The following is a 14,587-nucleotide window of genomic DNA, read 5'->3' on the forward strand; positions in this document are numbered from 1 at the left end:
GGGTGGGCTCATGTCGCGGCTCACTATTTTTATGCAAAAAATTTGAACTATGTAACATGGGAAATGTATACAATCATGGCTGCACAGAAACTCACGAAAGCTCGGTTGATCCAAATTTTGCTCCTACTTGCTGTTTTGATTGCAGCATTTGTATGGAGAACAATTACATATACATCTGATAATAAGACAGAGGAAACACCAGTGAGCTGTGAGAACTCGTTAGATGAATGTACTGAGGTTGAGGCAAAATAGAAGCTGATTATGCTTCGAGAGTCTAACCCGGAATCGAGTGTGAACCGAGTACCAAGCGCGGATAACTTTGTATTTACTGGGGATGAAGTGAGCCAAATTGGAGCGATGATTTGTTCAATCAAGGTTAATCAGAGAGAATTCAAATTAAGCTATTGAAATATATGAGCTTTTAACGTTTATTGTCTTTGGGTTCCGATTGGCTCTGGATGGATGCACTGGATGCGGAAAAATAGTATTATTTTTCTTTTGTAATTAATTAAAGTTCATTAAAAACAAATAGATATAGATTTACTCTCAACCATTCACGGTGTTGGTTCTTATCTTGTCCTTTTAAGACAATTTTTTATCCAAAACTCGGTTCGAAACGTTGAAAACCTGCCCGTTGATATGAGAAGCCTCATGACTTACTAAAAAACGTACCATAGCAGCCAAGTCTCTGAATTGATTTATATCATTTTTTTTGGCATTTGCTTGGTTAAGGATGTACCGGGCAGCATGGACAGTCACATCCGGAGATAAACTATTGGCTAAAGCTTCAGTCAATCCCACCAAGCCTTGGCTGCATACCGCAAGCAGTTCACTGTGAATAGCAGATTCATGAGGGGTAGGGACAACATGAACGATGGACCCTTTTGTCGCTTTGAGCAGAGGCAGACATTGCCGGGCTGTAAACAGGCTTGCTGTTAGCTGGTGATGGAGAGCCTGGTTCCAATCAAATAAATCCAGTTCAGTGAATGGGATACCAGCATTGGGTCGTGAAACCTGTGGGTTAATGACCAGTGCATCAAGCCGACCAAATTGAGATTCAATCTCCCGGGCGACTGTGGCAATTTCTGATTCTTTACCACAGTCTGTGTTGCGAAACCTGACTCGTGGATCCTCAGCCACCAAATCATAACCCGCATTTTCGTCATTGCTTAGTGACATAACGATCGACTGAGTCGCGGCAAGCTCTTTGCAGATACGCTTGCCTAACTCTGTTGTTCCTTCTGTGACAATGATTACTGGTTGCTTTGTCATAGCCAAATCTGCTTTGTCGAATAGTTAAATATTAATAACGGTAAATTGCACACAGACTTAAGAGTTTTTTTTACAAATATTCAATACTCTGCTGATCCTCAAATTGAAACTGTCTATTATGGGGAAGATACACACTTAGCCGTGAACACGACATGGAAATTGTTACCAGTTACTCAACGATAGAAACAACAGCCGCCGCAGTAGATGAAGCTGTCAGTCAACTCAAAGCCAGATTAGTCCGTCCCAGCCTGTTGTTGGTGTACTTTTCAGGGCATGACAATGCGCAAGTTATCCGAGAGCAACTTGTTGCGGCATTCCCAGATACGCAAATTGTGGGTTGCTCCTCATGCCAGGGGATCCTGACCGAAGCCGGTTATTTTCCAGATCAAGTGATCGGTTTGTGGGCGGTGTTTGACTTCAATGGCGCTTATGGCTCAGCCTTAGTGTCAACGCATCAGCTTCCTCACCAAATGGCGAAACAGGCACTCCTGAAAGCCATTCAAAATGCCGGACGTTCGGGGGAGCTACCTTCTCTGGTTTTGTTGCACGCAAGCCCCGGCGCAGAAGAAGACGTGATACAGGCCATCTCGCAAGAGTTCGGTACACCTGTTCCTATTATTGGCGGGAGCGCTGCAGATGCTGGGGTTTTGGGGGAATGGCAACTATTCACTCAGGATCATTGCGCTTCTGAAGGGGTTGCAGTCAGTGTATTTTATCCATCATGTGATTTAAGCTTCTCTTTTCACTCAGGTTACGCAAAAACTGATCAACACGCAGTGGCGACTAATGTTGAGGGAAGGGAACTCATAGAGCTTGATCACCGGCCGGCAAAAGAGGTCTATGAAGAATGGATCAAGCAACCTTTAGCGTACGGCCAAAGTATTATGTCTCTCTCTGCTTTGCATCCTATTGGTCGCATTGCTGGCACCTTGCATGATTTGCCTTATTTTAAGCTTGCTCATCCCAATTCTGTTACTGCGCGTGGTGGCATCACATTGTTTGCATCTATAAAGGAAGGAGAGAAACTCTACCTGATGACAGGCACGGAAGAGAATCTGGTCAACCGAACCGGCCGTACAGCTGATGGATTGCTTCATGATAGCCATCAGCAGATTGAGGCTATTGGCGGGATAAGCATTTATTGTGCTGGTTGTATGCTTCAGGTGAAATCAAAAATGGGCATGGTTGCAGAAAAAATGCAGCAAGCCATGTTCAATGCACCGTTTATCTGTCCGTTCACATTTGGCGAACAAGGTCAGTTCCTTGGCGGTGAAAATGAGCATGGTAATTTAATGATTTCTAACGTTTTGTTTTACCGGGAATGATGAGCATGCCAGGCAGAGAAACAGAAACGCTACAGGAAACCTTGCTTGCTTTACTCCGAAGCCAGGAAAGGGAAAAACAGCTCAGAGATGAATACTCAGCTATTTTGGCTGGCATGTCTGCTATGGCTGGTGCCAACAGTAAGCGGCAAGTATTCAACAGCCTGCTGGCGGTTTTGCGTAAATACATTGGCTTTGAGCATGCCTTAGTGCTTACCCGTGAAGATGAAACCTCACATTTAGAAGAGCTTGTCACCACCTGTACACATTTTGAATCCTGTTCCTGGGAAGTCAATCAAACCTTTATACGTGCTATCAATGGTGAAAGCATTGCATTGTTTGACCCACAGCAAGTGGTTGAATTTCGTTACTTGCCTAAGGATCAGCTCGAACGTTGTCGTTCAGTGCTGATGACGGGAGTGAAAGTCAGTTCAGGTGACGCGTTATTACTCTTTTTGCATTCTCAACCCGGCCAGTTTGGTGCTTCATGTAAAAGAGTGCTGGCACGATTTCGCCCGTTACTTGAGCGTGCAATTATCGATATTGACTATCGGGAAAGATTACAAACTCTGGTGACAGTACGAACTCAAGAGTTACTGCACAATCAGCAGCGATTTAAAGACTTTGCAAATACTGTTGGTGACTGGTTTTGGGAAATAGATACCGAATACCGCTTTACGTATATCTCTGCACCTGACTTATCTAATCACGTGATTGATAAGAAAAGTTTGTTAGACCTTTTTGAGGACGATAACGATTTTCAGACTAAGCTGCGTAATAAGCTGCTCAGTAACGAAGATTTTGAAGACTTGGAATGGCAGTTACCCGGTAACGAGGGTGGGGCATGGATTAGCTTCAGCGGTAGCCCATACTTCAGCAAACACGGAGAACTCCGGGGATACCGGGGAACGGCAAAAGATATCACCAGCAAAAAACAACGTTTAGTAGAATTACAGCAGGCGCGACAACAGGCAGAATCTGCAAATGCGGCTAAATCTCAGTTTTTGGCAATGATGAGCCATGAAATTCGCACGCCATTGAATGCCGTGCTTGGTTTGATGGATACGTTAGCTGATTCTGGGCTCAATGTTGAGCAGCTCAAGTGGGTCAATCAAATGGAGCAGTCTGCCCAGCTGCTCCTGACAATTATTAACGACATACTTGATCTTTCTCGTATCGAATCAGGCAAGTTTGACCTGTACATGGAGCCCATGTCTGTTGCGGATTGTGCCACGCTGGTTGTTGAACAGCTGAGAGATCAGGCACAGAAGAAAAACATTGATTTGAATATCCGGGTTGATGCAACGGTACCTGCGAAAACGCAAGGTGATAAGAATCGAGTAACTCAGATCATGTTTAATCTGATTGGTAATGCCATAAAATTTACCAACAGTGGCTCGGTGAATGTTGTGGTCACGACCTCAGGCAATGAGATTGAGGTGAAAGTGATTGATACCGGAATCGGTATCTCTGAAGAGGCTCAGAAAAATCTCTTTAACCCGTTTGTTCAGGCTGACGGCAGTATCACAAGAAAATATGGTGGTACTGGGTTAGGCTTAGCCATTAGCCGTCATCTTGTTGGCAAAATGCAAGGCAGGATTTCACTGGTCAGTCATTTAGGTCACGGTAGCTGTTTTTCTGTATTCTTACCCATTATTGCAGCTGCAGCTGAAGTAGAAGAAGCAAGGCAACCGCAAAGAAATGTACCGCGTCGGGCATTATCCATTTTGTTGGCTGAAGACAGCAAAACGAATCAGATGGTCGCAAAACTCATGCTGGAAAAACGCGGACATTTGGTTCAAGTAGCTGACAATGGGCAAATGGCATTGGATATGATTAGTGCCGCGCCCGAACAGTTTGACTTGATCTTAATGGACATTTCTATGCCAGTTATGGACGGCATGGAAGCAACCAGAAAGCTCAGGGAGAAGAACCTTGATTTACCCATCGTCGCATTGACGGCAAATGCGATGCACTCTGATCAGCTCGAATATCAAAAAGCCGGCATGAACGGATTTTTAGCAAAGCCAATACGTGTCACTGAGTTAGACAAGTTGCTGAGTGACTACGCCGAGTTAGTCTCGCTCGCATAAGCGATTCTTGCCGACGGACACATTGGTGTTCGTCGGGCTTAGGTAATTCACCTGACATTGAAGAACCAGGCAAACTGACATTTGCAGCAGGGCTTAAATATAAGTGTGAATTACCTATTTTATGGTAAATCACCGTTATGGTTAAATGGCATGCTTTCGCCAGTCAGATAGCCATAGAGAAGGGAGCAGAAGAACGTTAATGCGCCAGTTGTTATATCTCCCATACCTTTAATTTAACATAATGTACATAATGCGAACCAAGGTTGTAGCCACAAAGCTAAAGTGTCTCTGTTCTGTAAAGTTAAAACGTCCTGTTTTTACTATCTTGATTCGCATCTGTTTGGTTGATGCGAGCTTTTCATGATGTTGGTAACTATGGATGACAAAGAGTTTTTAAAATTTGGTGTTATCCGAGATGTTTGTGAAAAACGGAGCCGTCATGCAGATGCTGCCCGTGTTCTTTCCCTTAGCGTTCATCAAGTTCAGCGACTCGTAGCACGCTTTCGACAACATGGTGCTGCGGCCATTGTTCATCAACGCCGAGTTCAATCCTCGAGTGATTGAATAAAATATTTAGTGAAGCTTCGATGGCTGACGTTGATCCGTGAACATTATGAGGATTTGGGTCCAACACTTACCCACGTAAAATTTACTGAACGCCATGATATTCACGTTTCGGTCGAATCGATTCACCAATGGATGATCGCGGATGGTCTTTGGGTTCCCCATGCTCAACGTAAGCCTCGCGTTTACCAACCTTGTTACCGACGCGATTGTCTTGGCGATTTATTCAAATTGGTGGCTTCCACCAGGTCGCAGCGACATATGATTACCAGCCGTGATTAGCTTGAACAACACGGTAAACTGAAGGTGCTCTATATGACCGGCACGGAAGCCCAATCCGACCAGCTGACCCAGTTTGGTCGTATGCTCAATATCGAGCTGATCTGTATTAACAGTTCGCTTGGAGCGTACAAATAAAACGTTACAGGATCACTTGTTCAAAGAAATGTGTTTGTAACCCCATATCCGGTAAATCCAGCACGCTGTTGACTCCCCGACTTCATTGTAAATTTAAGCTGCTCGACTGCGGCATCATGACAAAAACATACAAGTACCTTTTCTTGTGGTGAGCTTTTGTTTGGATTGTTTTTAAGTATTTATTTTCTCTGAATTGTTGATTGAAGTTATTCCCAAAAAACAAGTTATAGTGCTTTAGGTTATGTTCTCTAACACTTTTGTTGGTATGTAGCGAATTCTTAACTAAGATCAAACAAGATAAAAAACACTTAATAATGAAACGGATACCACAAAATGAAAAGTATTCTCATCATTGAAGATAATAAAGTGATGGCACAAATTTTAGCTCAGCTATTGAGAAACAGCATACAACCCAAAACATTACTTCATGCCAGTTCCATTGTTCAGGCTGAGACTATCTTCATGAAATCTCAACTTGTGGGTCACTCGCTGGATTGTGTCTTTTTAGACTTAAACCTCAACATGCCTTTAGATGGCCTGGCGTTGCTAAGTCGAATAAAACAGGAATATCCTGACTTACCTGTTATCGTTGTGACAGCAGAAAATGAAATGGAAACAGTAAAGAAAGTGATCTCGCATAAGCCTGATGGCTATATCGTAAAACCCCTTTCTATGCAGAAACTCAATCAGTGTTTAGCTAAGGTATCCATTTTTCAGTTAGATACTGAAAAATAAGCTGAATCATGATGATCTTTTTTGTATCACACAAATAAGTTATAGTGCATTAGGTTATAGAATAGCCTGCAATGCGCAGGCTCAAACTCAGGCTTGACGCCGGCCTGTTTTCTTGTTGTTGGCCGTAAACGGAAACACATTATGGATTTTTTGCTTCACTTTTGCGGGAACATCTTTCGAAAAGACCAGCTTCGTTGTAAATCTATTCTTGTAAACCTTGATTTGCCCACTAAATGGCTCTCTATGAGCGATATCTTTACAGCCATGTAAAAAACCACTGGGGACATTTCCCTTGGTCTGTTTCAACTCGCCGTGCTCAAATTTCAGTACCATGACCGGACGGTCTTTAAACACTAGGATCAGTACAGCAATAGCCAGCAAAAGAACATATTCCATTGTCTTATCCCTCAAACAAACAGCGCATCATATTAGGTATAGCGAATCAGTCGAGTTGAAGCAATTTACTTAGGTCTTGTTTGATATCCTGTACCTTTTTACTGGCTTCCAGCGACTTTGTGCTTTCACTCAGCAAATACTCAATTGTGTCGGATAGCGTACAGTCCAACTCTTTGGATTTATCAGCCAGCTTCTCCCAGACGCGATAGTCTAAGTCGATTGATTTTTTACGGGTATGCACCTGTTCTGCGTTAAAGTGCCGCTTTCTTTTCGCACGTATCGCCTGCTTCATTTTATTTTCAAGATCAGGAGACATATGGTGGCTGATCCAATCCAGCACTTTGGTTGGTTCGTGCTCGATTTCAAGTAATGATGCCACAGCGGCCTCAGCCTCACTGCTGTCAATATGACGCGTGACGACTTGCCCTTCTTTATGCTTCTTTACCAGGTAGCCCCATTTCCAGCCAGCTTCAAGGTTTTCTAATTGCTGATATTTCATAATCGACGCTTATTTGGGTTTGTAAAGTCTACAATAAATAGAGAGTGACAGTGTAACCAGTTCGATAGTGAAGCACAATAGCACATTGATTTAGAAGCATGTACCCATCTTTGAAGGAACGCCTTTGGCTGATTCTCATCCGAATCGCAGGATAATCCATGCCTGTTCTATTATGCGGACAACGATTCCTTTATACTGCTGTCTTTTTCACAGTAACGGAAATTATATCAAGCCTATGCAAGAAGAATCCTGGCGTACCATGCTCCCAGATTATACTCAGTATGAGCCAATTCTGGACCAGTATGCACAACTCCCCCCTGCACCGACAGGCATTTTACAAGATCGCCTGAGCGATGCCGTACGCCGATTCACAGCAGTTGATATTCAGCCCAGATTATTAAGAATTACTGCACCGGATAACAAGGTTTACCGCGACTATATCATTGATCTACTCACACATTGGGATTCAGCTGGCAAAAGTCCATCTGATGAATCTCCCATTGTCATCGCTGGTGACAACGTCACAGACATCAATCTATTTGGCGCCGTGTATCCACCGTTAGAGGATGGCAAACTCACTAAACCACAGGTAAAGCATGGTCTGCTTCATCAGGCGAACAATGGTTATCTGGTTTTGTCTGTCGCCAGCATTCTTGCCAACCCAAGCTTATGGCCAAGGCTCAAAGCAGTACTAATGAATGGCGAACTGGAGTGGCAGCCAGTTACTCAGAAGAAACTTTACCCATTACCACCGGCAGAAGCACTCAATGTTAAGTTAGTCGTGGTTGGTGACAGATTCTTGATGGCAGAACTGGAAAATGCTGAGCCCGACATCGCTTCTGGTTTTAGCATGTATGGTGAGTTTGAGCCGGATATGCGCCTCACCCAAGAGAGTCTGCCTAAATATTTAGCTTATCTGAAGTCTCTGATTGAAAAAGCAGGCATACCAGATATTGCAGATAACGACGCATTGAAAGTATTAATGCGCACGGGTGCTCGCCATGAAGAAGATCAAAGCCGTTTACCGCTTTGCCCTATCTGGCATCTGAGCCTGCTTTGCGAAGCAGCAATAGAGTCGCAGGGGAAACCTATTACTGCTGAACACCTGCAACTGTCACTGAAAGCCAGAGAATACCGCAGCTCATACTTGCCTGAGAGAGCCATCGAAGATATCCACCACGGACAGGTGATTATTAACTGTCAGGGTAATGAAATCGGTCAGGTGAATGGTTTAACGGTTGTTGAAATGCCTGGCCACCCCGTTGCATACGGCGAACCAGCCCGAATTTCCTGCGTGGTTCACTTTGGTGACGGCGATATTTCAGATGTCGAGCGCAAGGCTGAACTGGCAGGCAATATTCATGCGAAAGGGATGATGATCATGCAAGCGTTTGTCAGCACAGCGTTGGACCTTGATCAACCTTTACCCTATTCAGCATCGATCGTTTTTGAGCAGTCCTACAGTGAGGTCGATGGAGACAGCGCGTCTTTAGCCGAACTCTGCTCTTTGGTATCCGCCCTTTCTCAACAGCCCATCAACCAGCAAATCGCGGTAACCGGAGCCGTGGACCAATTTGGCCGTGTGCAAGCTGTTGGCGGCATTAACGAAAAAATTGAAGGATTCTACAAGGTTTGCGCCTATCGGGGCCTGACCGGACACCAGGGTGTCATCTTACCGAAAACAAATCTGAGTAACCTGTGTCTTTGTGACGACGTTCTAAACGCAGTGAAAGACGGTAAATTTCATATTTGGGCCGTCGATAGTGTCGATGATGCGCTACCTTTACTGACAGGTAAATCTTTCCGCCGGGACGAAAGCAACCAAGAGAGCGATGAAGATACACTCTTAGATGTCATCGCGATACGTATAGCGCACTTCCATAGCGGTCATAGCGACGAAGGGTCAGGTTGGTTGACCAAATTCAAAAACTGGTTGGTCCACCACTGATCCGAGTTGTTAGGCGTACAGGTGTAAGCTAAATTGCCCCAATAATTTCAAAGAGAAAATAGCATCCAATGAAGAAATGCAATTCTTACAACCGTGACGATCTCCTCGCTTCCAGCCAAGGCCAACTGTTTGGTCCTGGCCGTCCTCAATTACCAGCACCGAACATGCTGATGATGGATCGTATTGCTGAAATCAATGATGAAGGTGGTGAGTTCAATAAAGGCCTCATCATCGCTGAACTGGATATCAAGCCTGACCTGTGGTTTTTCGACTGCCACTTCCCTGGTGATCCTGTTATGCCTGGCTGCCTGGGTTTGGATGCAATGTGGCAACTTGTTGGCTTCTTCCTTGGCTGGATTGGCGGTGAAGGTAAAGGCCGTGCTTTGGGTGTCGGCGAAGTGAAATTCACTGGTCAAATCCTGCCTACGGCCAAAAAAGTCACCTATGAGATCCAAATGAAGCGCGTGATTAACCGTAAATTAATTATGGGTGTTGCTGACGGCCGAGTACTGGTTGACGGCAAAGAGATCTATGTCGCTAAAGATCTGAAAGTTGGCTTGTTTCAAGACACATCAAATTTCTAAGCCGCTAACACGAATATGAAAGAAGGTCGCACAATGCGACCTTTTTTGCGTATAGGTGTCAAATAAAGTTAAGCCCCTCTCCAAAGGGGCTCTGCATGGTTGGGGATATGAGGGTGAAGGTTTTATTTTGCGCGGCCAGATTGCAATTCTTCTCTCGCGTCTCGCCAGCCACCTAGCCAGTTCATACGGGCGTCCACGGTTTGATATGGACATGCGTCACTGGAACGACCATTAATGCCAGCTTGATAGCCTCGAGATTGTGCGCGTTCCATACGATCCCGCTTTTGTCTCTTCATAGTTCGATCCTCATCCTTATTCATATTAATCATTACCATTACATAATGATGGAGTTTTTGTGACTCCACTTAAAGGATTGGATATTTCGCTCGAGAGATCAACCTTGATAAAAAATCAGGCTCACAACTTGTGAGCCTGATTAAAAATCGAACAATTTTGACAAATCACTTTCTGCGGCGGAAACCCAGCAACGCCATAAGTGACAACGTCACTAAGCCAATGGAGCCCCCTTTCCGGCTTACGCTCGTTTCATCATCCGTCCGAGGTTGAACCTGCGCATCGACACGAGGGATCAGCTTCACGGCAACTAGACGCTCATCGCCATCACACTCTGCATTCTTGCTGGTCGACTTATACCCCGCATCGCACTTCAGTGCTGTCGCAGAAATAACACCTGCATCATTAATACCTGTCGCCTGAGCAATACGGAACCGGTTCGCATTTCCGTTCACATTGTCATCATTGGTGAGGTCATCCAGCATCCAGGCAGACTTCGCCGGCAACGCATCTGTGACAGCGTCACTACCTGCCAGATAAGTGAAAGCACGTTGACGACGCTGACGACCATTCACCTGATTCACAGTTTCCGCGTCTACCCAACCCACAATCTGATCATGAGTGTTGATGGCACTTGGGTAGCCATTTGCACCGGCAAAGAAAATGCTGCTGACGGATGAGTCGAGCCATTTGAACGAATTCGACGTCGCATCGTACAAGTACATCATTTCTGCGTACGAACGCTCTGTCGACTTGGCCCGCTTAGCCACACCAATCACTTTGTTTTGATCATTGATGTCCGTTGCAATGGTATAGCGGTAAATGCGGTCATTACTCTGTTCAATATTCAGGTTAGGGATATACGAAACCGTCCAGCTCTCTGCAGTCGGCGTACCACTCACACCGTCTTTCAGCTTAAAGATGGCCGCGCGGACTGCGTAATAATCGTTATCCACTGAATCTGTGGTGTATCCCACCATCACAGGTTTCCCGTCAACCAGAGAAACCGCTCGGGCTGATGCCTGGAAAGAACGGTTATTGTCATCTGGATCCAACGCCGGGCGATCCGATGCTCGTGCTGCAATTAACTGAGCTTCTGAAGTAACTGATGCATCAACATTCCAGGTGGCTTCAACATCAACATTCCAGAATGCCGCCTCATTGGCGAAGACAGTAAACTGACAGGCCCAGGATTTTTCATCTGTGCCAAACAACTCACTTGGGTTCGAAGCCTTCGTTTTACAGTTATTCAGGTCACTACGGTTGATTGGCACATCATCAGGCAGCTTGATGTTGTCATTGAGATTGGAGGGCGCAAACGCCGCGCTACCAACCACCAGCAGATTACCAGCTGGATATTCAACAGCATCCCAGGCTAATGTCTGCCCCATATTTTTTACCAGGTCACTCCCGGCTACCGGCAATAATGAAACCTGACTGGCACCAGAGTTCACAAAACCGCGCTTATTGAACTGGCGGGCATAACGGTTGTTATTGGCGAAATAAGCCGAGCTGGTCACACCCAATGCATAATTCACTTCAATTTGTTTTGGTGGAACATCAGTGTCTTCAGGATCATCAATTAATATGGTTCCATAAGAACTAATAGCACCATTTGCAGAGACATGATCGCCGCCATCCACCAGCGTTCCGAGTGACGGTGTCACACTTAAATCATACCCGGCCATATCATTGGCGAAGGTCATGACACGCTCAAACGTTCTTTCAGGATCCAAAGGGTCCGAGTCACTCTCAAGCATCGGCAGCGTGTTCGCATAATAATTATCCTGCCAGGCAAATTGCTCTCTGCGCAGGCCACCATAGCCCGACCCATCTTCCGGCTTGTCTGAGTTATAACCGACACCAAAAAACCGAGTCTCAGCCCAGGTATCGCAGGTGTTGAATCCGTATGCTGAGCTGCAGTGCCTTTCTAGAGACCACTCATCATTGATCTGCTGGAAGTTATCCAGCTGGTAGGGAATTTCGTCGCGGATATCAATGCCGTCACTGCCAAAGCGGCTTTCGCCAAAGACTTTATAACTGGTTGATGAACAGCTGGTTTCAAAACAGTTTTCAGTGCCAGTCGATGGACTGATCCCCTGGCCATAAAACTGCACCTGGCTGGCCAAATCACTGTTGTTTTTGTCGTAATATTGCAGTGCATCTACACCACTGGCATCACCGCTCACTTCAACGACGTCATACACCGCCGCTTGTGCCTGTGTGACGCTGGCAACAACAATGGCCAGCGTTGAAAACTTGAACATCTTATGTCGCATTAGGATTCCTTCTGCATTGCTTCTAGTTCTTCCCAACGCTCAAATGCGACCTCCAGTGCTTGCTCTGCCTCTGCCAGGCGTGACAGCGTCACCTGAGTATCATCACTTGAACTTTGGAAAAAGGCAGGATCATTGATTTTTTCCTGCAACTGGGCAATCTCATTTTCCAAATCTTCCAAACGAGACGGCAACTCTTCAAGTTCTTTCTGAAGTTTATAAGACAACTTCTTACCCGGTTTTTCCCGGCTCACTTGTTGCCGCTGTTGGCTTTCATCTTTTTTATTCTCGGCTGCTTGCGCTTCGGCCTGTGCTTTAGCACGCTGTGCAGCAGAGTTGGCGCGCTGTTCCTGGGCATCATGGTAGCCACCCACGTATTCATTGACGACACCCTGACCTTCAAAAATCCAGCTTGTGGTCACAGTATTATCAACAAACTGACGATCGTGGCTCACTAAGAGCAAAGTGCCCTGATAGTTGGCAAGAATATCTTCCAAAAGTTCCAGAGTTTCGATGTCCAAATCATTCGTTGGTTCATCCAGAACCAATAAATTATTTGGCTTCAGGAACAGCTTGGCCAATAACAGCCGGTTTTTCTCACCGCCAGACAGCGCCTTCACTGGTGTACGCGCTCTTTTGGGGTGGAACAAAAAGTCCTGAAGATAACCTAACGCGTGGCGGCTGCGACCGTTGACAGTGACTTCCTGTTTCCCCTCTGCCAGGTTATCCAGCACAGTTTTTTCCGGATCAAGAATCTCACGGTACTGGTCAAAATACGCCACTTCCAGCTTGGTCCCACAGTGAAAATGCCCTTCTGTCGCCTGCAGCTGGCCCAGCATGAGCTTGAGCAAGGTACTCTTACCACAGCCGTTTGGTCCAATCAGGGCAATACGATCACCACGCATGACGTTAAAGCTGAAATCCTGGATGATAGGCTTGTCATCGTACCGGTAGCTGATATGTTCAGCTTCGAAGACAACCTTGCCTGAACGACGGGCTTCCTGGAGCTGCATATCCGCCTTACCCATGACTTCCCTGCGTTCGCTGCGCTCGACACGAAGTTGTTTCAGCGCTCTGACACGCCCTTCATTACGGGTACGTCGTGCTTTAATGCCCTGCCGTATCCAGGCTTCTTCCTGCGCAAGTTTCTTATCAAATTCCGCATTCTGCTCGCCTTCGATGCGTAACAGTTCTTCCTTCGCGTCGAGATACTTATCGTAATCACCAGGAAATGAATTCAGCTTACCGCGATCCAAATCGACAATTCGGGTCGACATTGAACGAATAAAAGCCCGGTCGTGAGAAATGAAGATAATGGAGCCACGGAAATCTTTTAAGAAGCCTTCCAGCCATTCAATGGTGGCAACATCCAAGTGGTTCGTGGGTTCATCAAGCAAAAGAATATCAGGCTCACTCACCAGAGCACGCGCCAGCGCGGCTTTGCGCTGCCAGCCACCAGACAGATCAGCCAGCAAAGTACCGGCATCTAACTCGAGGTGTTCTAATACGGAGCTGATTTTGTTATCAAACTGCCAGGCATTCGCATGGTCCAGTTTTTCCTGAGCCTTGGCTAATTGCGCAAAATGCACTTCACTGGCATCTGTGGTGATTTTGTCGAGTAAGTGATGATACTCGCGAAGCAAACCACCCACGTCAGATAAGCCTTCTGCAACAAAGTCGAAAACAGTGCCTTCGGCATTGCGGGGCGGATCTTGTTCCAGCCGTGAAACTTTTAACTCGCTCATGCGCTGGATGCTGCCGTCATCCAGCAGCACCTCACCAGCGATGACTTTCATTAACGTGGATTTACCGGCGCCATTGCGGCCTACCAGACACACACGTTCATTTGGTTGCAGCAGAAACTCGGCATGGTCCAATAATGGATGATCGCCATATGCAAGCTGCGCGTTACTAATTTTAATTAATGCCATGACTCTTTAACCAAAGTGCCAGCTCAGCAGCATCAAAAGGCCAGCTAAGCTCAGAAACAGATTCATTATCGTAAAAAGATACGACCGGTATTGTGACGCCGTAACGGGAAAACAGGTTGTCGTCAAATGCAATGTCAACGACATCGACCTGCTCTGAAACTCCGGCCTCCGCAAGCAGTGCATACGCCTGCTCACAGAGGTGGCATCCCTCCGTACTGTAGAGGATGATAGACACGAAACAATCCTTAGTTTATCG

The 14,587-nt window shown here is 45.9% G+C and carries 13 protein-coding genes; 6 read left to right on the forward strand and 7 right to left on the reverse strand.

The features are described from left to right. Window positions 1-582: 582 nt before the first annotated feature. Window positions 583-1,272, reverse strand: coding sequence for an SDR family oxidoreductase (locus LN341_RS07770; protein WP_046221915.1), 690 nt, complete (start codon window positions 1,270-1,272; stop codon window positions 583-585). 152 nt (window positions 1,273-1,424) lie between these two features. Between LN341_RS07770 and LN341_RS07775 the strand changes: the two genes are divergently transcribed. From LN341_RS07775 to LN341_RS07785, 4 genes are all read left to right on the forward strand, one after another. Then, window positions 1,425-2,597: an FIST signal transduction protein gene (locus LN341_RS07775; RefSeq protein WP_234204704.1), complete on the forward strand. Its 1,173-nt coding sequence runs from the start codon at window positions 1,425-1,427 to the stop codon at window positions 2,595-2,597. Between the two features lie 5 nt (window positions 2,598-2,602). Continuing rightward, window positions 2,603-4,687: an ATP-binding protein gene (locus LN341_RS07780; protein WP_234204705.1), complete on the forward strand. Its 2,085-nt coding sequence runs from the start codon at window positions 2,603-2,605 to the stop codon at window positions 4,685-4,687. Between the two features lie 375 nt (window positions 4,688-5,062). Further along, the gene (locus LN341_RS21875) at window positions 5,063-5,251 is read left to right on the forward strand and encodes a helix-turn-helix domain-containing protein (RefSeq protein ID WP_370643740.1); all 189 of its coding nucleotides are present in this window, start codon (window positions 5,063-5,065) and stop codon (window positions 5,249-5,251) included. Window positions 5,252-6,001: 750 nt separating this feature from the next. Continuing rightward, window positions 6,002-6,403, forward strand: coding sequence for a response regulator (locus LN341_RS07785; protein WP_046221911.1), 402 nt, complete (start codon window positions 6,002-6,004; stop codon window positions 6,401-6,403). Between the two features lie 87 nt (window positions 6,404-6,490). On the opposite strand, the gene LN341_RS07790 is transcribed toward LN341_RS07785, so the two are convergent. Next, complete coding sequence (locus LN341_RS07790) at window positions 6,491-6,799, reverse strand: DUF3634 family protein (RefSeq protein WP_046221910.1); 309 nt, start codon at window positions 6,797-6,799, stop codon at window positions 6,491-6,493. A gap of 46 nt (window positions 6,800-6,845) precedes the next feature. Next, the gene (gene matP / locus LN341_RS07795; RefSeq protein ID WP_046221909.1) at window positions 6,846-7,298 is read right to left on the reverse strand and encodes a macrodomain Ter protein MatP; all 453 of its coding nucleotides are present in this window, start codon (window positions 7,296-7,298) and stop codon (window positions 6,846-6,848) included. Between the two features lie 235 nt (window positions 7,299-7,533). Here matP and LN341_RS07800 point away from each other — a divergent pair, with 235 nt between their 5' ends. Continuing rightward, on the forward strand, window positions 7,534-9,246 hold the full coding sequence (locus tag LN341_RS07800; RefSeq protein ID WP_234204707.1) for a Lon protease family protein: 1,713 nt from the start codon (window positions 7,534-7,536) through the stop codon (window positions 9,244-9,246). 68 nt (window positions 9,247-9,314) lie between these two features. Continuing rightward, the gene (gene fabA / locus LN341_RS07805) at window positions 9,315-9,830 is read left to right on the forward strand and encodes a bifunctional 3-hydroxydecanoyl-ACP dehydratase/trans-2-decenoyl-ACP isomerase (protein ID WP_046221907.1); all 516 of its coding nucleotides are present in this window, start codon (window positions 9,315-9,317) and stop codon (window positions 9,828-9,830) included. A gap of 122 nt (window positions 9,831-9,952) precedes the next feature. Here the strand turns inward: fabA and rmf are convergent, their stop codons facing one another. The 4 genes from rmf to LN341_RS07825 all read right to left on the reverse strand — a co-directional run bounded on the left by rmf (window position 9,953) and on the right by LN341_RS07825 (window position 14,566). Next, on the reverse strand, window positions 9,953-10,126 hold the full coding sequence (gene rmf / locus LN341_RS07810; RefSeq protein WP_027252207.1) for a ribosome modulation factor: 174 nt from the start codon (window positions 10,124-10,126) through the stop codon (window positions 9,953-9,955). Between the two features lie 165 nt (window positions 10,127-10,291). Beyond that, window positions 10,292-12,403, reverse strand: a complete 2,112-nt coding sequence (locus LN341_RS07815; protein WP_234204709.1) for a DUF3466 family protein — start codon at window positions 12,401-12,403, stop codon at window positions 10,292-10,294. Then, on the reverse strand, window positions 12,403-14,331 hold the full coding sequence (locus LN341_RS07820; RefSeq protein ID WP_234204710.1) for an ABC transporter ATP-binding protein: 1,929 nt from the start codon (window positions 14,329-14,331) through the stop codon (window positions 12,403-12,405). Before LN341_RS07820 ends, LN341_RS07815 begins: the two co-directional genes overlap by 1 nt. Beyond that, window positions 14,318-14,566: a glutaredoxin family protein gene (locus LN341_RS07825; RefSeq protein ID WP_046221904.1), complete on the reverse strand. Its 249-nt coding sequence runs from the start codon at window positions 14,564-14,566 to the stop codon at window positions 14,318-14,320. The genes LN341_RS07820 and LN341_RS07825 overlap by 14 nt, the downstream gene beginning before the upstream one ends. Between the last annotated feature and the right edge of the window lie 21 nt (window positions 14,567-14,587).

Source organism: Photobacterium sp. TLY01 (assembly GCF_021432065.1).
In the GTDB taxonomy this organism is placed as follows: domain Bacteria; phylum Pseudomonadota; class Gammaproteobacteria; order Enterobacterales; family Vibrionaceae; genus Photobacterium; species Photobacterium halotolerans_A.

What these genes read in the sequence shown, in the direction of transcription:
- LN341_RS07815 (WP_234204709.1), bottom strand. Translation starts at nt 12,403, where the DNA reads ATGCGACATAAGATGTTCAAGTTTTCAACGCTGGCCATTGTTGTTGCC.
- LN341_RS07820 (WP_234204710.1), bottom strand. Translation starts at nt 14,331, where the DNA reads ATGGCATTAATTAAAATTAGTAACGCGCAGCTTGCATATGGCGATCAT.
- fabA (WP_046221907.1), top strand. Translation starts at nt 9,315, where the DNA reads ATGAAGAAATGCAATTCTTACAACCGTGACGATCTCCTCGCTTCCAGC.
- LN341_RS07790 (WP_046221910.1), bottom strand. Translation starts at nt 6,799, where the DNA reads ATGGAATATGTTCTTTTGCTGGCTATTGCTGTACTGATCCTAGTGTTT.
- LN341_RS07785 (WP_046221911.1), top strand. Translation starts at nt 6,002, where the DNA reads ATGAAAAGTATTCTCATCATTGAAGATAATAAAGTGATGGCACAAATT.
- LN341_RS07770 (WP_046221915.1), bottom strand. Translation starts at nt 1,272, where the DNA reads ATGACAAAGCAACCAGTAATCATTGTCACAGAAGGAACAACAGAGTTA.
- rmf (WP_027252207.1), bottom strand. Translation starts at nt 10,126, where the DNA reads ATGAAGAGACAAAAGCGGGATCGTATGGAACGCGCACAATCTCGAGGC.
- LN341_RS07800 (WP_234204707.1), top strand. Translation starts at nt 7,534, where the DNA reads ATGCAAGAAGAATCCTGGCGTACCATGCTCCCAGATTATACTCAGTAT.
- LN341_RS07775 (WP_234204704.1), top strand. Translation starts at nt 1,425, where the DNA reads ATGGAAATTGTTACCAGTTACTCAACGATAGAAACAACAGCCGCCGCA.
- LN341_RS21875 (WP_370643740.1), top strand. Translation starts at nt 5,063, where the DNA reads ATGGATGACAAAGAGTTTTTAAAATTTGGTGTTATCCGAGATGTTTGT.
- LN341_RS07780 (WP_234204705.1), top strand. Translation starts at nt 2,603, where the DNA reads ATGCCAGGCAGAGAAACAGAAACGCTACAGGAAACCTTGCTTGCTTTA.
- matP (WP_046221909.1), bottom strand. Translation starts at nt 7,298, where the DNA reads ATGAAATATCAGCAATTAGAAAACCTTGAAGCTGGCTGGAAATGGGGC.